This is a genomic window from Streptomyces sp. NPDC015125 (assembly GCF_043080045.1).
Taxonomy (GTDB): Bacteria; Actinomycetota; Actinomycetes; order Streptomycetales; family Streptomycetaceae; genus Streptomyces.
Genome location: NZ_JBIBVF010000001.1, coordinates 136294 through 155382, shown reverse-complemented (window position 1 = coordinate 155382; position 19089 = coordinate 136294). Strand labels below are relative to the sequence as shown.

The window sequence follows — 19089 nt, the reverse complement described above, 5'->3', positions numbered from 1 at the left end:
GAGAGCGAGGAACCCGAGTTGCGCCGCGCCGTCTGTCCGGGGTCGTTCGACCCCATCACCAACGGGCACCTGGACATCATCGCCCGTGCCTCCAAGTTGTACGACGTCGTCCACGTCGCCGTGATGATCAACCAGTCCAAACAGGGACTGTTCACGGTCGACGAGCGGATCGAGCTGATCCGCCGGGCCACCGCCGAGTACGGCAATGTGGAGGTCGAGTCCTTCCACGGCCTGCTCGTCGACTTCTGCAAGCAGCGCGACATCCCTGCGATCGTCAAGGGGCTGCGAGCCGTCAGCGACTTCGACTACGAGCTGCAGATGGCCCAGATGAACAATGGCCTGTCGGGAGTGGAGACGCTTTTCGTCCCCACCAACCCCACCTACAGCTTCCTCTCCTCCAGCCTCGTCAAGGAGGTCGCCGCCTGGGGCGGTGATGTCTCCCATCTGGTGCCGCCGTTCGTCCTGGAGGCCCTCACCGAGCGCCTGCGGAAGAAGGACTGACACCCGCCGGGCGCACCGGCCCGATGCCCGCTGATGGGGCGTCAGTTGGTGTCGGGGAAAGGGGCCGTGGACGTACAGTCGTCCCGTTCCGTCGTTCCAACCCCTCAGAGAGTGGCGAGTCCAAGGTGGACGTGCAGAAGAAGCTCGACGACATCGTCGCGACCGTCGGCGGTGCCCGGTCCATGCCCATGTCGGCATCGTGCGTGGTCAACCGCGCCGAGCTGCTCGCCATGCTGGAGGAGGTGCGGGCGGCGCTCCCGGGCTCCCTCGCGCAGGCGCAGGAGCTGCTCGGCGGGCGGGAGCAGATGGTCGAGCAGGCGCGGGCCGAGGCGGAGCGGATCATCGAGACCGCACACGCCCAGCGCGGGTCGCTGATCTCCGACACCGAGGTCGCCCGGCAGTCCCAGGACGAGGCGGACCGGATCCTCGCCGAGGCCCGCCGGGAGGCGGAGGAGATCCGCGCCGAGGCCGACGACTACGTCGACAGCAAGCTCGCCAACTTCGAGGTCGTGCTCACCAAGACCATCGGGTCCGTCGACCGCGGCCGCGAGAAGCTGCTCGGCCGCGGCCCAGGGCAGGGCGAGCAGGAATACCCGGACGAGGACGGCACCCAGGCCCCGGAGCGCAGCGCCGACCCGGAGACCCTCCGGCAGCGCGCCGACGCCTATGTGGACGCCAAGTTCGGGGCGTTCCAGGCCGTACTGACCAAGACGCTGGAGGCGGTCGGCCGGGGCCGCGACAAGCTCCAGGGGGCCCGTGCGATCGATGAGCTGGGCCTCCATCTGGCCGCGCAGGGCGACCCGCAGGCCGGGCACCAGGCCGACGCCGACTACCTCGCCGGCCTGGCGGGCATCGGCGCCGAGCAGGAGCAGCAGCCGCCTCAGGCGCCCCCGATGCCTCAGGCGCCACCCATGCCCCAGGTACAACCCCAGCCCCAGGTGCAGGAGCACCAGCAGCCCCTCCAGCCGCAGTTTCAGCAGCAGGGCTACTACACCGACCCGGCGGTCTACCAGCAGCAGGACGTCTACGGCTATCAGCAGCCGCAGGAGGTCCCGTACGCCCAGCAGCAGGACCCGTACGGCTACGACTGGCAGCAGGCCCAGCAGCATGCCCAGCAGCAGGGCTACGACCCGAACGCCTACCTCCAGCAGCAGGTGCCCCAGCAGCCCCGGCAAGCTCCGCACGGTCACCCCGCGCAGCCCGGCGCACTGGACGAGACCAGCCTGTTCGACACCAGCATGATCGACCTGGACCAGCTCCGGGCGTACGAGGAGGGGCGCCAGTAGGCGGCCCCGCCCGCGGTCCGGAGAGGGGGCCGGGAGCGGATTGGGCCTATCGGGGCCCGTCCAGTATCCTGGCTCTTCGGTCGCGCGTATCTCCGCGATCTCTGCTGCCCGAATCCTGTCCAGCAGGAGTACGGACGGCACGGAAAACCCACAGAAAGCAGGAAGCCATCAACGCCCGCCTCGACCACCGTTCCCCTCTCGTGTTCGACACACGCGAGCTGGGCCGGCGTCCCGGTGCGCTCAAGAGGGCCTCCCGCTCCGTCGAGGCCCCCCGGGACCTCGGCAATGAGGTCATCGGCGTGCCCGTGGGCGCACCGGTCGAGCTCGACCTCCGCCTGGAGTCGGTCATGGACGGGGTGCTTGTCACAGGCACCGGCCGTGCAACCGTCAAGGGGGAGTGCGTAAGGTGTCTGGAGCCGCTGGAGCGAGAGCTCGACGCGGACTTCCAGGAGATGTTCGCCTACCCCGACGCCGACGCCAGGGTCCGTGAGGACGCCGGCGACGACGCCGAGGACGAGGAGGACACCCTCTTCCTCGAGGACGACCTGTTCGACCTCGAACCCGTGCTGCGTGACGCGGTGGTGCTTGCACTGCCGATGCAGCCGGTGTGCCAGGACGACTGCCCCGGCCTGTGCTCCGATTGCGGAGTGCGGCTGGCGGACGACCCGGACCACCACCACGACGCCGTCGACATCCGTTGGGCGGCACTGCAGGGACTCGCCGGGACCGTCAAGGACGGCGAGAAGGACAACATGGGCGGCGCCGAAGCGGGCGTCGACGAGAAGCAGGAGAAGTAGCCGTGGCTGTTCCGAAGCGGAAGATGTCGCGCAGCAACACGCGCCACCGCCGGTCGCAGTGGAAGGCTGCGGTCCCCACCCTGGTGGCGTGCGAGCGCTGCCACGAGCCGAAGCAGCAGCACATCGCGTGCCCGAGCTGCGGCACCTACAACAAGCGCCAGGTCCTCGAGGTCTGAGCGGCTGGTGACAGGCTTCATGTCAGACGCCAATTCGACTTCCCGCAAACGCGGGGATGAACCGACTCCGGCGGACACGGCCTCGTCTCACACGCTTCTGGAAGGGCGGCTCGGGTACAAGCTCGAGTCCGCCCTTCTGGTGCGTGCGCTGACGCACCGCTCGTACGCATACGAGAACGGCGGTCTGCCCACCAACGAGCGGCTCGAATTCCTCGGGGATTCGGTGCTCGGCCTGGTGGTCACCGACACGCTGTACCGCATCCACCCCGATCTTCCGGAGGGCCAGCTGGCCAAGCTCCGGGCCGCGGTGGTCAACTCGCGTGCACTTGCCGAGGTGGGCCGCGGCCTCGACCTCGGCGCCTTCATCCGCCTCGGACGGGGCGAAGAGGGCACGGGCGGCCGGGACAAGGCATCCATCCTCGCCGACACCCTGGAAGCGGTGATCGGCGCGGTCTATCTCGACCAGGGCCTCGATGCGGCCGGCGAGCTGGTACACCGGCTCTTCGACCCGCTCATCGAGAAGTCCTCCAGCCTGGGCGCGGGCCTGGACTGGAAGACCAGCCTCCAGGAGCTCACCGCGACCGAGGGTCTCGGCGTTCCGGAGTACCTGGTCACCGAGACCGGACCGGACCACGAGAAGACCTTTACTGCTGCTGCCCGCGTCGGTGGTGTCTCGTACGGCACCGGCACCGGCCGCAGCAAGAAGGAAGCCGAGCAGCAGGCGGCCGAATCCGCATGGCGCGAGATCCGCGCCGCGGCGGACGAGGCGGCCAAGGTGGCCGAGGCGGCCAAGGCGGCAGAGCCCGCCGGGACCGCCGGAGATGACACCGCCGGCTAGCCGTACGGCTCACGCCTGCGTGGCGCGGCGCCCCACCCCCGTTGTGCTTCGGCGCACCGGGGGTCCTTCTTGTCCGGAGCCGGCCCCGCCTGCCTGTCCTCCTGCCTGCCCGCCCGCCTCACCGGTGACGTGGGCAGGCCTTCACGGCGCCACCTCAACTCCGCGATGCGCCACCCAACCCGGCGGTGCGCCACCGGCGTTGCCGCGTGGACTCCCCCTGAGCGGTGCCGGGCGGGCCTTCGGTCCCCCGGACGGGAGAGGTACGCTGCGGCTGTTGTCTCTCAGCTGTCCCAAGGAGTCCCGTGCCCGAGCTGCCCGAGGTCGAGGTCGTACGCCGCGGACTGGAGCGCTGGGTCAGCGGCCGCACGATCGACGAGGTCGAGGTGCGGCATCCTCGCGCGATCCGCCGGCACACGGCCGGTGCGGCCGATTTCGCGGCTCGGCTCATGGGTCTGCAACTCGGCGCCGCACGCCGGCGCGGCAAGTACCTCTGGCTCCCGGTGACCGGCGGCGGCCCGGCCGCACAGACCGCCGCCGAAGGCCTCGCCCCGATGGTCACGCCGTCCGTCACCCACGGCCTGGCGATCCTCGCCCATCTCGGGATGAGCGGCCAGTTGCTCGTCCAGCCGCAGGACGCCCCGGACGAGAAGCATCTGCGGATCCGGCTCCGCTTCGCCGACGACCTCGGCACCGAACTCCGCTTCGTCGACCAGCGCACCTTCGGTGGCCTCTCCCTGCACGACACCGTCCCCGGCGACGTGGACCACCTTCCCGACGCCATCGCCCATATCGCCCGCGACCCGCTTGATGCGGCCTTCGACGACGCCGCCTTCCACGACGCGCTGCGCCGCCGCCGGACCACCGTCAAACGGGCGCTGCTCGACCAGACGCTGATCAGTGGCGTCGGCAACATCTACGCGGACGAGGCGCTGTGGCGCAGCAAGCTCCACTACGAGCGGCCGACCGCCACTTTCACCCGCCCGCGCACCGCCGAACTGCTCGGCCACGTGCGGGAGGTGATGAATGCCGCGCTCGCCGTCGGCGGCACCAGCTTCGACAGCCTTTATGTCAACGTCAACGGGGAGTCCGGCTACTTCGACCGCTCCCTGGACGCTTACGGCCGCGAGGACGAACCCTGCCGCCGCTGCGGTACCCCGATCCGCCGCCGTCCCTGGATGAACCGTTCCAGCTACTTCTGCCCCCGCTGCCAGCGGCCGCCGCGCGGCTGAACGCGGCAGGCCGGCGCGGGCGCCGGCTCACCCCTCGGGGTGCCGGGCGTCATAGCGTTCCCGGGCCTGGAGCACCTGCGGCATGCGGTCCTCCACCAGGTCGATCAGCAACTGCAGCTGGTGGGCGACGTCGTGACCCAGCGGTGTCAGTGTGTAATCCACGCGGGGCGGATTGGTCTGCTGGGCCTCGCGGTGGACGAGTCCGTCCCGCTCCAGTGCGTGCAGGGTCTGGGCGAGCATTTTTTCGCTCACCCCTTCCACCCGGCGCCGCAGTTCGTTGAAGCGGAAGGTGCAGCCGAGCAGCGCGCCCAGCGTCAGGCTGCCCCATCGGTCGGTGACGTGCTTGAGCGCGTCACGGGAGGGGCAGTCGCGCGCGAAAACGTCATAGGCCAGGTCGTCCGTACAGCCGGAGGTGGGCTCCTCGGCCGTCTCGGCAGGGGTCTCGGTCGCCATAGCAGACACCATACCCCTGCACAGCGCTAACTAATGGGTTGCGCTTTCTAAAAGTTAGTGCTTCTCTTTCTCTCATCGCACCCCGACGTTCCCGGGCGCCGACCGTCCCGGGATGCCGTGACCTTGAGGAGATACCGCCGTGACCAGCTCCGCCCTGCCCGCCCCCGTCGTCTCCATCGCGTACCACTCCGGCTTCGGCCACACCGCCGTACTGGCCGAGGCCGTCCGCGCCGCTGCCGCCGAGGCGGGGGCCACCGTCCACCTGATCAAGGTCGACGGCATCACCGAGGCCCAGTGGGAGCAGCTCGATGCCTCGGACGCGATCGTCTTCGGTTCGCCGACCTACATGGGGACCGCCTCCGGCGCGTTCCACACCTTCGCCGAGGCGACCGCCAAGCGCTGGGCGACCCGCGCCTGGCAGGACAAGCTCGCGGCCGGCTTCACCAACTCCGCCTCCAAGAGCGGGGACAAGCTGCACACCCTGCAGTTCTTCACGGTGCTCGCCGCCCAGCACGGCATGAGCTGGGTCAGCCTCAACCTGCTCCCCGGCTGGAACGCCTCCACCGCCTCGGAGAACGACCTCAACCGGCTCGGCTTCTTCCTGGGGGCCGGCGCCCAGTCCGACAACGACCAGGGCGCGGAGGGGGTCCACAAGGCCGACATCGCCACCGCTGAACACCTCGGACGCCGTATCGCCGAGCAGGCCCGTATCTTCGCCGCGGGCCGCGCCGCCCTCGCCGCCTGACCGGGTGCGTGCGGGGGCGCAAGCCCTGTGGCCCCGCACGCGAGACGCCCGGGAGGTCCGCAAGCCCTGTGGCCCCCCGCATGCGAGACGCCCGCGCCGCCCCGTGATCCGTCACGGGGCGGCGCGGGCGTCTCAGGCCGTGGGGGTTGCCGCGCCCGGGCCGGGCGCCGTCCGGCTCAGAAGCCGAAATCCTGCGTCCACCACGGGCCGCCCGGTCCGACATGGGCGCCGACGCCGAGGGTCTTGTAATCGCAGTTGAGGATGTTGGCGCGGTGGCCGGGGCTGTTCATCCAGGAATCCATCACGGCCTGGGCGGTGGCCTGGCCGCGGGCTATGTTCTCGCCGCCCAGGTCGCTGATGCCGGCGGCGCGGGCACGGTCCCAGGGGGTGTCGCCGTCCGGGTCGGTGTGGTCGAAGAAGCCACGCCGGGCCATGTCGTCACTGAACCGCTGTGCGAGCCCCGCCAATTCCGTGTCCGCCGTGACGGGGGAGCAGCCGGCCTGGGCGCGCTCCTGATTGACCAGCGAGAGGACCCGGGCCTCGGCGGACGACTGGGTATCGGCGGCCTTCGACGGATCCGCGCTGCGTAGGGGCGCTGGCGAGGACGGCCGGTCGGCGGGCGCGGTGGACCGGGGGGTGTCGGTCTTCCCGGTGGGGGAGGTGGCCGGCCGGTGCGGAGAGGGGGATGTCGAGGGGGTGGTGGGGGAGGAGGGGCGGTCGGTGCCGGGGGCCGTGGGGCGGGCGCCGCCGCGGCCGGCCTGTTCCGTGGCACGGTCCGGCGGGGGCCCCGACCCGCCGCCCAGCGCCTCGGTGGCCTCCGGCAGCGCGCCGGCCCGGACGCGGTCCTGGACGCCGTCCGTCCCTCCGTCGAACCGGCCGTGACCGGGGATCAGTCCGGAGGCGACGGCCACGGCTCCCATGGCCATCGCCGCGGAGGCGCCGAGCAGTCCGGTGCGTACGGGTGCCCGCCCGCGGCGCGGGGCCGCGCGGTGTCCGCGGCGCAGGGACGCGGCCGACGGGCCGGGGCGTGCTGCCGGCGGTGCGTCAACAGGCCCCGGACCGGAGGCTTCGGGGGCTGGGGGAGCAGAGCGTCGATGGCGGCCCATCCGTTGTCGTCCTTCCCCCGGTGCAAGCACCGGCTCCGCTGGAGCGGCTACCGCCGCACAGCCTTCCTTGCGTCAAGAGGGCTCACCCATAAGGGTGAGTCCCGCTTGTCGGGGGACTGTACGCCATGGTGCAAGAGGCAGAAGTGACTGCTGAGCAATTGGCCAGTTAACGTGCACACATGAACGAAGATGTCCGTGTGACCGCCTGGGTGCGTGGTCAGGTCCAAGGCGTCGGGTTCCGTTGGTTCACCCGGGCCAACGCCCTTCGCATCGGCGAACTCGCCGGATTTGCAGTCAATCTCGGTGACGGCCGCGTCCAGGTGGTCGCCGAGGGTCCGAAGGATCACTGCGATGCATTGCTGGACTGGCTCCGTACCGGAGACACGCCCGGGCGGGTCGACGGAGTCACTGAGATATGGGACACGCCCCGCGGCGGTTACGACGGCTTCGAAATCCGCTGAGCGGGCCCGCCGAAACCGTCCGTACGGCCGTCACGGGCGACCTTGCGGATGCGTCTTTGTCAGCTGCTCACAGGAGATAAGGCCTGGTGGTTGCCAATCCGGCCGACCCGTGCAAGGCTGCCGCTGTACGGATGATCTCTACGCCCCCGCGGGACCTTTCTGGGGAGTCGGCGCAGCGCCCTCGCGGCCGCGCACTCTCAGGTGCCCGAGGATACGGGGTGTGATCGTGTTGACCGTCAAACCGTTTGGTGAGACTCTGGAATCCCCGCGCACCTTAGCTGTTTGGCATTGAGTACACGCAGAGAATGACAAGCACCGCGGGTGCGAATCCCTCACGACCCACACCGCTTCGGTCGGTCACTCATTGTGGAGGACCATCCATCATGGCAAAGGCGCTTCTCGGTTACGTCGGCGGCTCCGACCCCCGAGTCCTCTCCGAGATGCGACGGCTTCAGCAGCGCGTCCAAGACCTTGAATCCGAACTTATTCGGATGCAGGCCGAAAACGACATGCTGTCCGCTGCCGCACGTCGCGACGACTCGATGCTCGACATCGACGTACCCCAGGCGGAGCCCGCGCTCACCTGACCCCAACCTCAGGGCCGGTAGGGCTGCTCGCCAGCCGCTTGAGGCACCGCTCTGTTCAAGATCTGCAAGGGACGCTTCGGCGTCCCTTCGTCGTTTCCGGCTCTTTCGCTTCCCGGCCTATTCGGACCTTGCGGCCACTTCAGCCGTGCCGCCCCTCCCTTACCGCATGATGTGCCCTGCGCTTTCGGCAATGAAACCGAAAATGAACGGTGCGGTATACCCGGGGGCCGTACGGGGCGGGTGATCGGCGCCGGAATGTTGGGGGTCGTCCCCCGAGGGGTGGCCGGTAGAGTCCCACGGCGTGCATCTCAAGAGTCTGACCCTGCGAGGTTTCAAGTCCTTCGCCTCCGCCACGACGCTGCGCTTCGAGCCGGGCATCACCTGCGTCGTGGGCCCGAACGGCTCCGGCAAGTCCAATGTGGTGGACGCGCTGTCCTGGGTCATGGGCGAGCAGGGAGCCAAGTCGCTGCGCGGCGGGAAGATGGAGGACGTCATCTTCGCCGGGACGACCGGGCGGCCGCCGCTCGGCCGTGCCGAGGTCTCGCTCACCGTCGACAACTCCGACGGTGCACTGCCGATCGAATACGCCGAAGTCACCCTGACCCGGATCATGTTCCGCAACGGCGGCAGCGAATACCAGATCAACGGGGACACCTGCCGACTGCTGGATATCCAGGAATTGCTCTCCGATTCCGGTATCGGCCGGGAGATGCACGTCATCGTCGGGCAGGGGCAGCTCGACTCCGTCCTGCATGCCGACCCGATGGGGCGCCGGGCCTTCATCGAGGAAGCGGCCGGTGTCCTCAAGCACCGCAAGCGCAAGGAAAAGGCGCTGCGGAAGCTGGACGCGATGAAGGCCAACCTCGCCCGCGTCCAGGATCTGACCGATGAGCTGCGGCGCCAGCTCAAGCCGCTGGGGCGGCAGGCCGCGGTCGCCCGGCGCGCCGCCGTCATCCAGGCGGACCTGCGCGACGCCCGGCTGCGGCTGCTCGCCGACGACCTCGTCGCCCTGCGCCGGGCGCTGCATGCCGAGATCGCGGACGAGGCGGCGCTGAAGGAGCGCAAGCAGGCCGCCGAGGACCGGCTGCGCACCGCCCAGCAGCACGAGGCGGCGCTGGAGGAGGAGGTGCGCACCCTGACGCCGCGGGTGCAGCGCGCCCAGCAGACCTGGCATGAGCTCTCCCAGCTCGCGGAGCGGGTGCGCGGCACGATCTCGCTGGCCGAGGCACGGGTCAAGAGCACCTCGGCGGCCCCACCGGAGGAACGGCACGGGCGTGACCCCGAGGACATGGAGCGCGAGGCGGCCCGGATCCGCGAGCAGGAGGCGGAGTTGACGGCCGCCCTGGAGGCGGCGAGCCGGGCGCTGGAGGACACCGTCGAACACCGTGCCGGACTGGAGCGGCAGTTGGCGGACGAAGAGCGGCGGCTGCGGGATGTGGCCCGGGCCATCGCCGACCGCCGCGAGGGCCTGGCCCGGCTGAGCGGACAGGTCACCGCCGCCCGCGGCCGGGCCGCCTCGGCGCAGGCGGAGATCGGCCGGCTGGCCGAGGCCAGGGACGACGCCCGGCGCCGGGCGGCCACCGCCCAGGAGGAGTACGAGCAGCTCAAGGCCGAGGTCGACGGGCTGGCCGCGGACGACGAGGAGATCGGTGAGCGGCACGAGAGGGCCCGCCACGAACTGGCGGAGGCGGAGTCCGCGCTGTCCGCCGCGCGTGAGGCGCTGACCACGGCCGAGCGCGAACGGGCCGCGACCGCCGCACGGCATGACGCACTGGCGCTCGGGCTGCGCCGCAAGGACGGCACCGGCGCGCTGCTCGCCGCCGCCGACCAGCTCACCGGCCTGCTCGGTCCGGCGGCGGAACTGCTGACCGTCGCCCCCGGTTTCGAGATCCCGGTGGCGGCCGCGCTCGGTGTGGCCGCGGACGCCCTCGCCGTCACCGGCCCGGGCACCGCTGCCGAGGCCATCCGGCTGCTGCGCAAACAGGACGCGGGGCGGGCGGCGATGGTGCTGGGAGGAAGCGGGGGTCGGCAGGGTGCGGGGCGGGTGCCTGCTCCCGCGCGGGCTGCGGAGGCCGTGGACGCGGTGGAGGCCGTGGGGGCGGTGGCGACTGCGGAGGTCGGTGGGGCCCCGGATGTCGCGGGTGCCCTGGATGCCCTGGACGTCCCGGAGACGGATGAGGCCACTGAGATCGCTGAGGCGGCTGAGACCGTTGAGTCCGTTCGGGTGCCGGCGTCGAGCGGGGTCGGCAGGGCCGAAGGAGCCGTGGCGGTCGGTGGGGGCGCGGCGGCCGGGGCGCCGGGCGGACCCGGGTCCGCCGGGGCCCGGCTCCCCGGGGCCCGGTCCGAGCCCGTACCGGCGGATGAACTGGTACGGGGACCCGCGGAGTTGACGGCCGCCGTGGCCCGGCTGCTACGGGACGTCGTGGTGGTCGGGACGCTGGAGGACGCCGAGGAGCTGGTGGCCGCGCGGCCGGAGCTGACGGCGGTGACCGGTGAGGGCGATCTGCTCGGGGCGCATTTCGCGCACGGCGGCTCCGCCGGTGCGCCGAGCCTGCTGGAGGTACAGGCGTCCGTCGACGAGGCGGCCGCCGAGCTGGAGGAGCTGGCAGCGCGCTGCGAGGAGTTGGCACAGGCGCAGCGGGCCGCGACGGAACGCCGTACGGAGGGTGCCGCGCTGGTGGAGGAGCTGGCCGAGCGGTGGCGGGCGGCGGACCGGGAGAAGTCGAAGGTCGCCGGGGACCTCGGCCGGCTCGGCGGGCAGGCGCGGGCGGCCGCGGGGGAGGCCGAGCGGTGCGACGCGGCGGCGGCCAAGGCCGAGGAGGCGCTGGCGCGGGCCACCGAGGAGGCCGAGGAGCTGGCCGAGCGCCTTGCGGTGGCCGAGGAGGAGCCGGGCGTCGGCGACGAGGAGCCCGATACCGCCGTGCGGGACCGGCTGGCCGCCGACGGTGCCAATGCGCGGCAGACCGAGATGGAGGCCCGGCTCCAGGCGCGGACGCACGAGGAACGGGTGAAGGCGCTCGCCGGGCGGGCGGATGCGCTGGACCGGGGGGCGCGCGCCGAACGCGAGGCGCGGGTGCGGGCCGAGCGGCGGCGCGCACGGCTGCGGCACGAGGCGCAGGTGGCCGGGGCGGTCGCCGCCGGCGCCCGGCAGTTGCTGGCCCATGCCGAGGTGTCGGCCGTACGGGCCGAGGAGGAGCGGGGCGCGGCGGAGCGGGCCAAGGCCGAGCGGGAGCAGGCGCTGGTGGCCGAGCGCAACCAGGGCCGGGAACTGAAGACCGAGCTGGACAAGCTGACGGACTCGATGCACCGCGGCGAGGTGCTGGGCGCGGAGAAGCGGCTGCGGATCGAGCAGCTGGAGACCAAGGCGCTGGAGGAGCTGGGGGTGGAGCCGGCCGGGCTGATGTCCGAGTACGGCCCCGGGCAACTCGTCCCGCCGTCGCCGGCCGCCGACGGCGAGGTGCTCCCGGACGATCCGGAGCATCCGCGCCACCAGCCGGTGCCCTATGTACGGGCCGAGCAGGAAAAACGGCTCAGAGCGGCCGAGCGGGCGTATCAGCAGCTCGGGAAGGTGAATCCGCTGGCATTGGAGGAGTTCGCCGCGTTGGAGGAGCGGCACAAGTTCCTCAGCGAACAGCTTGAAGACTTGAAGAAGACCCGCGCCGATCTGATGCAGGTGGTCAAGGAGGTCGACGAGCGGGTGGAGCAGGTCTTCACCGAGGCCTACCACGACACCGCGCGCGAGTTCGAGGGCGTCTTCGCGCGGCTTTTCCCGGGCGGCGAGGGACGGTTGGTGCTGACCGATCCGGACGACATGCTGGCGACCGGGGTGGATGTGGAGGCGCGCCCTCCGGGGAAGAAGGTCAAGCGGCTGTCGCTGCTGTCCGGTGGTGAGCGCTCGCTGACCGCGGTGGCGCTGCTGGTGTCGATCTTCAAGGCGCGGCCCAGCCCGTTCTATGTGATGGACGAGGTGGAGGCCGCCCTGGACGACACCAATCTGCAGCGGCTGATCGGGATCATGGAAGAGCTGCAGGAGAGCTCCCAGTTGATCGTGATCACGCATCAGAAGCGGACGATGGAGGTCGCGGACGCCCTCTACGGGGTATCGATGCAGGGCGACGGTGTATCCAAGGTCATCAGCCAGCGGCTGCACTGAGCGCGGGAGCGGCGGGGCGGGCCCGCAGCGGCCGCGGGCGATATCGACCGGAATCGGCGTCTGTCGTGGCGCTCCACGAGCCCTCTTTGATCGCCCGGAGTGTCCGACGCTGCATCAGTTCAGAACTTGAACGAACTGCCTCTCGGGTGACCGAGAAACAAATTCATCTCGGCCTATTGACTTCGAAACTTGAAGGCATAGTCTCTGCAACGTTGCTTTTACCTTCAAGTGGTGGGTACCCCCAACCTATGCACCACTTGTAGGGCCAGCCCCCTAACCCGGCAGCGCAGCCGGGCCACTGGAGTTCACGTTGACCAGCATCGCGCAGCCGACGGGTTCGGAAGGCCGCAAGGCCCATCCCGAGCATCTCGGCCATGTCATCTTCATCACCGCGGCTGCCGCGATGGGCGGCTTTCTCTTCGGCTATGACAGCTCTGTCATCAACGGTGCCGTCGAGGCGATCCGTGGCCGCTACGAGGTCGGTTCCGCAGTACTCGCCCAGGTGATCGCCATCGCGCTGATCGGCTGTGCCATCGGCGCCGCCACCGCGGGCCGGATCGCGGACCGCATAGGCCGTATCCGCGTGATGCAGATCGCCTCGGTGCTGTTCACCATCAGCGCCGTCGGCTCCGCTCTTCCGTTCGCCCTCTGGGACCTCGCCTTCTGGCGGATCATCGGCGGCTTCGCCATCGGTATGGCCTCGGTCATCGGCCCGGCCTATATCGCCGAGGTCTCGCCGTCCGCCTACCGCGGCCGTCTCGGCTCGTTCCAGCAGGCCGCGATCGTCATCGGCATCGCCATCTCCCAGCTCGTCAACTGGGGCATCCTCAATCTCGCCGACGGCAAGCAGCGCGGCGTGATCGCCGGCCTGGAGGCCTGGCAGTGGATGCTCGGCGTGATGGTCATCCCGGCCATCCTCTACGGTCTGCTCTCCTTCGCGATCCCCGAGTCGCCGCGGTACCTGATCTCCGCCGGCAAGGTCTCCCGGGCCAAGGAGGTGCTCGCCGAGGTCGAGGGCAAGACCGTGGACCTCGACAAGCGGGTCGCGGAGATCGAGGACGCGATGCGCCGCGAGCACAAGCCGTCGTTCAAGGATCTGCTCGGCAGCAAGTTCGGCTTCCTGCCGATCGTCTGGGTCGGCATCGGACTGTCGGTCTTCCAGCAGCTGGTCGGTATCAACGTCGCGTTCTACTACTCCTCGGCGCTGTGGCAGTCCGTCGGCATCGACCCGAGCGCCTCGTTCTTCTACAGCTTCACGACGTCGATCATCAACATCATCGGCACCGTGATCGCGATGATCTTCGTCGACAAGATCGGCCGCCGCCCGCTGGCACTGGTCGGCTCGGCCGGTATGGCCATCGCGCTCGGCCTGGAGGCGTGGGCCTTCTCCGCCAAGACCGCGGCCGGCACCCTGCCGGCCACCGAAGGCACCGTGGCCCTGATCGCCGCCCATGTCTTCGTGCTCTTCTTCGCCCTCTCCTGGGGCGTCGTGGTCTGGGTCTTCCTCGGTGAGATGTTCCCGAACAAGATCCGCGCCGCCGCGCTGGGCGTCGCCGCCTCCGCGCAGTGGATCGCCAACTGGGCCATCACGGCCAGCTTCCCGAGCCTTTCGGACTGGAACCTCTCGGGTACGTACGTCATCTACGCAGTCTTCGCTCTGCTCTCGATCCCCTTCGTGCTGAAGTACGTCAAGGAGACCAAGGGCAAGGCGTTGGAGGAGATGGGCTAACCCCCCGCCAGTCCGTCTCCTCAGTACTGGGTACTGCCCCGGGTCATCAGGGACCCCGGGCAGTACCCGTTTTTTGTGCCCCGTGCGCGGTGCCGCCTCACGGGCTGCCGCCGTCCCACGGTGTGCCTTCTGCCGTACGGAACGCCCGCTGCGGGTCGAGCCGCGGCGATCCTGCCATGGCAGGAAAGTACCTCAGGAGGTCATTTCTGACACTGGGGGAGTGCCTCCCGTCCGGCGAGGGTGGAGACATGAGTGAGGCAGACACGAGCGATCCGGAGACGGCCGCGGGGACGGCCGCGGACCGGGCCGCGCGCCCTGCCGCGGACCGGGCCGCGGACCCGGTCGGCGACGGGCGGCGGGCTGGGCAGGACGGGGTACCGGGGGCGTCGGCGGGACCGCGGGCTACGTGTGGACCGCGGTGGACGACGCCCCGGTCAAGGAGCTGTTCCCCGGCATCCGGAGCAGGCCGCTGTGGACCGGCGGCAACGGGGCGAAGGCCCAGGTGCTGGAGATGGCTGCGGGCAGCCGCTGGGAGGGCATTGACGTACACGCACCCGGGCCCGAGGAGGTTTTCGTGGTCTCGGGCACCTTCAATGACGGTGACCGGGACCACCCGGCCGGATCCTTCCTCCATGCGCCGACCGGCTCCTGGCACGTGCCGCGGTCGGCGGCGGGCTGCACCCTCTTCGTCTTCTGTCCGGAGGGCTGAACCCGCCCCCGGCCGTCAGTCCTTGAGGTGCGGCAACACCTGCTCGGCGAACAGATGCAGCGAGCGCCATCCCTCGTCGACGGGCATCCCGCCGCACAGCGGATGCAGGATCAGCGAGCCCTGGGCGCCCGCCTGCCGGGCGAGCCGGAGGCACTCGTCCGGGGTGACGATGCGGTGGACGCCCTCCTCGCGCAGCGCCGCGACGTCCCGGGCCGACGAGCGCACCGCGGAGCGGATGCCGCCGGACTGCCAGGAGGCGTACATCCGGGCCTCGTGCAGCAGATGGCCCCCGTACGCGGCCCAGGTGCGGTCCGGGTCCTCGGAGAGGTGGAGGAGCGAGGTCCGTTCGGGCGGCTGCATCACCCAGCCTTCGGTGCCGAAGGCGGTGCGCTGCTCGTGGTAGTAGGCCTCCAGCTCCGGGAGGTGGGCGCTGGGGAAGAGGGGGAGCCCCAGGCGGGCCGCGCGCCGGGCGGCGGCCCGTGAGCTGCCGCCGATCAGCAGCAGTGGATGCGGCCGGGTGTACGGGCGGGGAGTGACCTGGACCGTGCGCCCCCGGTAGGCGAACGGTTCACCGGTCCAGGCGGACAGCAGGGCCTCCAGCACCTCGTCCTGGAGCGCGCCACGGCCCCGCCAGTCCTTCCCGTGCGCCGCGTACTCCTCGGGCCGGTAGCCGAGACCGGCGACGGTGACCAGCCGGCCGCCGCTGAGGAGGTCGAGCGAGGCGAGGTCCTCGGCCAGCCGCAGCGGGTCGTGCAGCGGGGTGATCAGCGCGGAGACGGTGACGCCGATACGGCGGGTGGCGCCGAAGACGGCGCCCGCGAAGGTGAGCGGCGAGGGCATCCAGCCGTTGGTGGTCGCGTGGTGCTCCTCGGTCTGGACCATGGTGAGGCCGCGGTCGTCGGCGAACGCGGCCATCTCGACGGCGGCCCGGTAGCGGGCGGAGAGCGTGGCGGGGGTGGGCGCGGGGTCGACGAGGTTGATGCGCAGGACCGTGACAGGCCGAGCGGACAGGGCGGACAGGGCGGACATGGCAAACGTCCCCTTCGCCGAGGTGGTTGGCGAAGGGGACGTTAGTTGACGGTGCGTCAGATCACTAGAGGGGGGTTCCGGTCCGCGGGGCGGTGGCCGGGTCAGCCCACCTCGGCAGGCTGCCGGGCCTCGGCCGCCTCGCCGGCCCCGGCCGCCGGGACGGACTCCCGGGGCGCCGGAAGTACGGCGAAGGCGATCGCGGCGATCGCGATCGTGGCCGCCCAGCCCAGGCCGTTCTCGCCGATCCAGGTGGTGGCCAGCGGGCCGGTGAACCACTGGACCTTGGTGAAGCACAGCCCCGCGCCGAGCGCGACCGCCCAGGCCGTCATGGCCTGCCAGCAGAAGCCGCCGGTGTACCAGTAGCGGCTGGTGCGGCCGGTGTTCATCAGGCTGTCGGCGTCATAGCGCACCGCCAGCTTGCGCCGCCGGGCCATATCGACGCCGTACACGCCGATCCAGGCGGAGAAGGAGACCGCGAGCAGCGTCAGGAAGGCGATGAACTGGCCGATGAAGTCCTTGGCCACCAGCATCATGAACAGGCCGCCGACCAGGCTGATGACGGCATTGATGCTGACCGCGAGCGCACGCGGCAGCTTGACGCCCATGGTCTGGGCGGTGAAGCCCGCGGAGTACATCGACAGGCTGTTGATCAGCACCATCCCGACCAGAGCGGTGACCAGGTAGGGCACCGCGAGCCAGGACGGGAGGATGGTGCCGAGGAACGACATCGGGTCGGTGTTCTGGCCGGCCAGCTTCGGGTTGGAGACGGCCATCACGCCGCCCATCAGCACCATCGGCAGCAGCACCAGGGCCGCGCCGGAGACGGTGGTGCCGACGATCTTCTTGCCGGACGCGGAGTGCGGGAGGTAGCGCGCGAAGTCGGGACCGGTGGGCACCCAGCTGATACCGCCGGCCGCGATGGTGCCGATGCCCGCGATCACCATGGCGGTGGTGCCGGCCTTCTTGGCGAAGATGGCGTCCCAGTCCATCGTGGCGACCAGGTAGACCAGCACCATGATGCTGAACAGGCCGAACAGATACGTCGAGTACTTGTTGCAGACGTTGAGTGCCTTGCGGCCCAGGCCGCTCACCAGGTAGGTGACGGCCACGAACGCGAGCAGGGTGACGACGACCAGGACGTGGTTGCTCTCGACGCCCAGGAGCAGATGCAGCACGGTCAGCACCGCGTAGGCGCCGGTGACCGCGTTGATCGTTTCCCAGCCGAAGCGGGCGACCCACAGGATCGCGCCGGGGAAGTAGTTGCCGCGGACGCCGAACGCGGCCCGGGAGAGCATCGCGCCGGGGGCACCGCCCCACTTGCCGGAGACCGACAGCACGCCCACCATGCCGAACGCGACGGCGGCGGCGATCGCGGCCACCAGCAGGACCTGCCAGAAGTTCAGCCCGTTGTTGACCACGAGCGAGGCGCCCATGGTGAGCAACAACACGCTGATGTTGGCGGCGACCCAGGTCGGGAAGAGCTCGCGGACGCGGCCCTGGCGTTCGTGGTCGGGAACGGGCTCGATGCCGCGGGTCTCGACGGCGCCTTCGGTTGCGGAAGCGGAGGTGGTGGTGCCCATTGGTGCAGGTATCTCCGTGCGGGGATCTGGAGGCACCCCCGGGAAGAGGAGGTGCAGGCAGCGGCTGTGGTGCCTGGCCAGAATTGGTTGCCAGGACTCTACGCGCGTTGCGCGGCCGCCCACCATCGTACTTTGATCCAACTTCCACCGATTCGTTCCGTTGGACCCCACGACGAGAACGAGTGTCACCCACCTTTGTCGAACGGTCCAGTCGAGCACTTCTGATCAGGCGGGAGGCGTACGTGCTGCCGCCGGCCCACCCGGTGGCCGGCCCGGCGCGGCAGCTCCTGCGAGTCATCGGCCGAGGAGGAGAGCCCGGTCTGGTTGCGGGCCCGCTCGCGCTCCTCGGCGAACCCCTCCGGCCCCTCCCGCAGCGTGCGGTTCCGGCCGGCCGTGGCTTCGGCGCGTGCGGCCCCCACGGGCGGGGCGTGGCTGATACTGGAGGAGTTATGGAAACCGTCATCCTTGCCGTAGTCATCGCCGTGGTCGTGCTCGGCGCGATCAGCGGGCTCGTCGTCAGCGGCCGCAAGAAGAAGCGGCTGCCGCCGTCCCCGCCGGCTGCCCCGAAGCCCTCCGTTACCGCGCCCCCCGCCGAACCGCAGGTCGGCGAGGAGGCCGAGACCCCCCGCGACGAAGAGCGTCGCACCATCGAAGAAGTCACGCTGCCCACTGCCGAGGCCCCCGTGGCCGAAGCACCGGCCGCCGAGCCCGAGGCGCCCGCCGCGCCCGAGATCGAGGTCCCCGAGCCCACCGCGGGACGGCTGGTCCGGCTGCGCGCCCGGCTCTCCCGCTCCCAGAACACCCTGGGCAAGGGCCTGCTGACCCTGCTGTCCCGCGAACACCTCGACGAGGAGACCTGGGAGGAGATCGAGGACACCCTGCTGACCGCCGACGTCGGTGTCGCGCCCACCCAGGAGCTGGTCGAGCGGCTGCGCGAGCGGGTCAAGGTCCTCGGCACCCGCACCCCCGAGGGCCTGCGCACCCTGCTGCGCGAGGAGCTCCTCACCCTCATCGGCACGGACGCCGACCGCACCGTGCACACCGCCAATGGCATCGGCACGGGCGGCGACGAGATCCCCGGTGTCGTCATGGTCGTCGGCGTCAACGGCACCGGCAAGACCACCACCACCGGCAAGCTCGCCCGTGTCCTGGTCGCCGACGGCAAGTCCGTGGTCCTCGGCGCCGCCGACACCTTCCGCGCCGCGGCCGCCGACCAGCTGCAGACGTGGGGCGAGCGGGTCGGTGCCCGTACGGTCCGCGGGCCCGAGGGCGGCGACCCCGCCTCGATCGCCTTCGACGCGGTGAAGGAAGGCATCGCCGAGGCCGCCGATGTCGTGCTGATCGACACCGCGGGCCGGCTGCACACCAAGACCGGGCTGATGGACGAGCTCGGCAAGGTCAAGCGGGTCGTCGAGAAGCACGGCCCGGTCGGCGAGGTGCTGCTCGTCCTGGACGCCACCACCGGCCAGAACGGCCTGGTCCAGGCCCGGGTGTTCGCCGAGGTCGTGGACATCACCGGGGTGGTGCTCACCAAGCTCGACGGCACCGCCAAGGGCGGCATCATCGTCGCCGTCCAGCGCGAGCTCGGCGTCCCCGTCAAGCTCGTCGGCCTGGGCGAGGGCGCGGACGACCTGGCGCCGTTCGAGCCGGAGGCCTTCGTCGACGCCCTGATCGACTGAGGCCGCCGCCGGGCGCCACGCCCGTAGGGTC

At 70.8% G+C, this 19089-nt stretch carries 18 protein-coding genes; 13 read left to right on the top strand and 5 right to left on the bottom strand.

Features of this window, described 5'->3' with window-relative positions:
• The first annotated feature begins 18 nt into the window (after nucleotides 1–18).
• The 6 genes from coaD (at nucleotide 19) to mutM (ending at nucleotide 4827) form a co-directional block, all read left to right on the top strand.
• Nucleotides 19–501, top strand: coding sequence for a pantetheine-phosphate adenylyltransferase (coaD, locus tag ACF088_RS00645; protein ID WP_392373953.1), 483 nt, complete (start codon nucleotides 19–21; stop codon nucleotides 499–501).
• Nucleotides 502–626: 125 nt separating this feature from the next.
• A complete protein-coding gene (locus ACF088_RS00640) occupies nucleotides 627–1787 on the top strand; it encodes an ATP synthase F0 subunit B (RefSeq protein ID WP_392373162.1) in 1161 nt (386 codons plus the stop codon).
• A gap of 167 nt (nucleotides 1788–1954) precedes the next feature.
• Nucleotides 1955–2584, top strand: coding sequence for a YceD family protein (locus tag ACF088_RS00635; protein WP_392373952.1), 630 nt, complete (start codon nucleotides 1955–1957; stop codon nucleotides 2582–2584).
• Nucleotides 2585–2586: 2 nt separating this feature from the next.
• Entirely contained in the window at nucleotides 2587–2760 is a 174-nt protein-coding gene (gene rpmF / locus ACF088_RS00630; protein WP_003951102.1) for a 50S ribosomal protein L32, read from the top strand.
• A 19-nt stretch (nucleotides 2761–2779) separates the two neighbouring features.
• Nucleotides 2780–3598, top strand: coding sequence for a ribonuclease III (gene rnc / locus ACF088_RS00625; RefSeq protein ID WP_392373160.1), 819 nt, complete (start codon nucleotides 2780–2782; stop codon nucleotides 3596–3598).
• A gap of 302 nt (nucleotides 3599–3900) precedes the next feature.
• Nucleotides 3901–4827, top strand: coding sequence for a bifunctional DNA-formamidopyrimidine glycosylase/DNA-(apurinic or apyrimidinic site) lyase (gene mutM / locus ACF088_RS00620; protein ID WP_392373159.1), 927 nt, complete (start codon nucleotides 3901–3903; stop codon nucleotides 4825–4827).
• A 27-nt stretch (nucleotides 4828–4854) separates the two neighbouring features.
• Here the strand turns inward: mutM and ACF088_RS00615 are convergent, their stop codons facing one another.
• Nucleotides 4855–5280: a winged helix-turn-helix transcriptional regulator gene (locus ACF088_RS00615; protein ID WP_392373158.1), complete on the bottom strand. Its 426-nt coding sequence runs from the start codon at nucleotides 5278–5280 to the stop codon at nucleotides 4855–4857.
• Nucleotides 5281–5434: 154 nt separating this feature from the next.
• Between ACF088_RS00615 and ACF088_RS00610 the strand changes: the two genes are divergently transcribed.
• Complete coding sequence (locus ACF088_RS00610; RefSeq protein ID WP_392373951.1) at nucleotides 5435–6025, top strand: flavodoxin family protein; 591 nt, start codon at nucleotides 5435–5437, stop codon at nucleotides 6023–6025.
• 176 nt (nucleotides 6026–6201) lie between these two features.
• On the opposite strand, the gene ACF088_RS00605 is transcribed toward ACF088_RS00610, so the two are convergent.
• Nucleotides 6202–7131 carry a CAP domain-containing protein gene (locus ACF088_RS00605; RefSeq protein ID WP_392373156.1) on the bottom strand — a complete coding sequence of 310 codons (930 nt, stop codon included), beginning with the start codon at nucleotides 7129–7131 and terminating at the stop codon, nucleotides 6202–6204.
• A 179-nt stretch (nucleotides 7132–7310) separates the two neighbouring features.
• On the opposite strand from ACF088_RS00605, the gene ACF088_RS00600 reads away from it, so the two are divergent.
• The 5 genes from ACF088_RS00600 to ACF088_RS00580 all read left to right on the top strand — a co-directional run bounded on the left by ACF088_RS00600 (nucleotide 7311) and on the right by ACF088_RS00580 (nucleotide 14770).
• Complete coding sequence (locus ACF088_RS00600) at nucleotides 7311–7592, top strand: acylphosphatase (RefSeq protein WP_328384315.1); 282 nt, start codon at nucleotides 7311–7313, stop codon at nucleotides 7590–7592.
• A 383-nt stretch (nucleotides 7593–7975) separates the two neighbouring features.
• Nucleotides 7976–8179, top strand: a complete 204-nt coding sequence (locus ACF088_RS00595; protein ID WP_006602857.1) for a hypothetical protein — start codon at nucleotides 7976–7978, stop codon at nucleotides 8177–8179.
• A gap of 301 nt (nucleotides 8180–8480) precedes the next feature.
• Nucleotides 8481–12332, top strand: coding sequence for an AAA family ATPase (locus ACF088_RS00590; RefSeq protein WP_392373154.1), 3852 nt, complete (start codon nucleotides 8481–8483; stop codon nucleotides 12330–12332).
• Nucleotides 12333–12642: 310 nt separating this feature from the next.
• Nucleotides 12643–14061 carry a sugar porter family MFS transporter gene (locus ACF088_RS00585; RefSeq protein ID WP_392373152.1) on the top strand — a complete coding sequence of 473 codons (1419 nt, stop codon included), beginning with the start codon at nucleotides 12643–12645 and terminating at the stop codon, nucleotides 14059–14061.
• Between the two features lie 406 nt (nucleotides 14062–14467).
• Entirely contained in the window at nucleotides 14468–14770 is a 303-nt protein-coding gene (locus ACF088_RS00580) for a cupin domain-containing protein (protein ID WP_392373150.1), read from the top strand.
• A 15-nt stretch (nucleotides 14771–14785) separates the two neighbouring features.
• Here ACF088_RS00580 and ACF088_RS00575 read toward each other — a convergent pair whose 3' ends face one another.
• The 3 genes from ACF088_RS00575 to ACF088_RS00565 all read right to left on the bottom strand — a co-directional run bounded on the left by ACF088_RS00575 (nucleotide 14786) and on the right by ACF088_RS00565 (nucleotide 17798).
• Nucleotides 14786–15799, bottom strand: a complete 1014-nt coding sequence (locus ACF088_RS00575) for an LLM class flavin-dependent oxidoreductase (RefSeq protein WP_392373149.1) — start codon at nucleotides 15797–15799, stop codon at nucleotides 14786–14788.
• 101 nt (nucleotides 15800–15900) lie between these two features.
• The gene (locus tag ACF088_RS00570) at nucleotides 15901–17379 is read right to left on the bottom strand and encodes a purine-cytosine permease family protein (protein ID WP_392373147.1); all 1479 of its coding nucleotides are present in this window, start codon (nucleotides 17377–17379) and stop codon (nucleotides 15901–15903) included.
• 185 nt (nucleotides 17380–17564) lie between these two features.
• Nucleotides 17565–17798 (bottom strand): hypothetical protein, encoded by a 234-nt coding sequence (locus ACF088_RS00565; protein ID WP_392373146.1) that lies wholly within the window; start codon nucleotides 17796–17798, stop codon nucleotides 17565–17567.
• A 30-nt stretch (nucleotides 17799–17828) separates the two neighbouring features.
• On the opposite strand from ACF088_RS00565, the gene ftsY reads away from it, so the two are divergent.
• Nucleotides 17829–19058, top strand: a complete 1230-nt coding sequence (ftsY, locus tag ACF088_RS00560) for a signal recognition particle-docking protein FtsY (protein WP_392373144.1) — start codon at nucleotides 17829–17831, stop codon at nucleotides 19056–19058.
• Nucleotides 19059–19089 lie beyond the last annotated feature (31 nt).

Coding starts and splice junctions, on each gene's coding strand:
- ACF088_RS00615 (WP_392373158.1), bottom strand. CDS start 5,280: ATGGCGACCGAGACCCCTGCCGAGACGGCCGAGGAGCCCACCTCCGGC.
- ftsY (WP_392373144.1), top strand. CDS start 17,829: ATGGAAACCGTCATCCTTGCCGTAGTCATCGCCGTGGTCGTGCTCGGC.
- ACF088_RS00605 (WP_392373156.1), bottom strand. CDS start 7,131: ATGGGCCGCCATCGACGCTCTGCTCCCCCAGCCCCCGAAGCCTCCGGT.
- ACF088_RS00575 (WP_392373149.1), bottom strand. CDS start 15,799: ATGTCCGCCCTGTCCGCCCTGTCCGCTCGGCCTGTCACGGTCCTGCGC.
- ACF088_RS00600 (WP_328384315.1), top strand. CDS start 7,311: ATGAACGAAGATGTCCGTGTGACCGCCTGGGTGCGTGGTCAGGTCCAA.
- rnc (WP_392373160.1), top strand. CDS start 2,780: ATGTCAGACGCCAATTCGACTTCCCGCAAACGCGGGGATGAACCGACT.
- ACF088_RS00570 (WP_392373147.1), bottom strand. CDS start 17,379: ATGGGCACCACCACCTCCGCTTCCGCAACCGAAGGCGCCGTCGAGACC.
- ACF088_RS00595 (WP_006602857.1), top strand. CDS start 7,976: ATGGCAAAGGCGCTTCTCGGTTACGTCGGCGGCTCCGACCCCCGAGTC.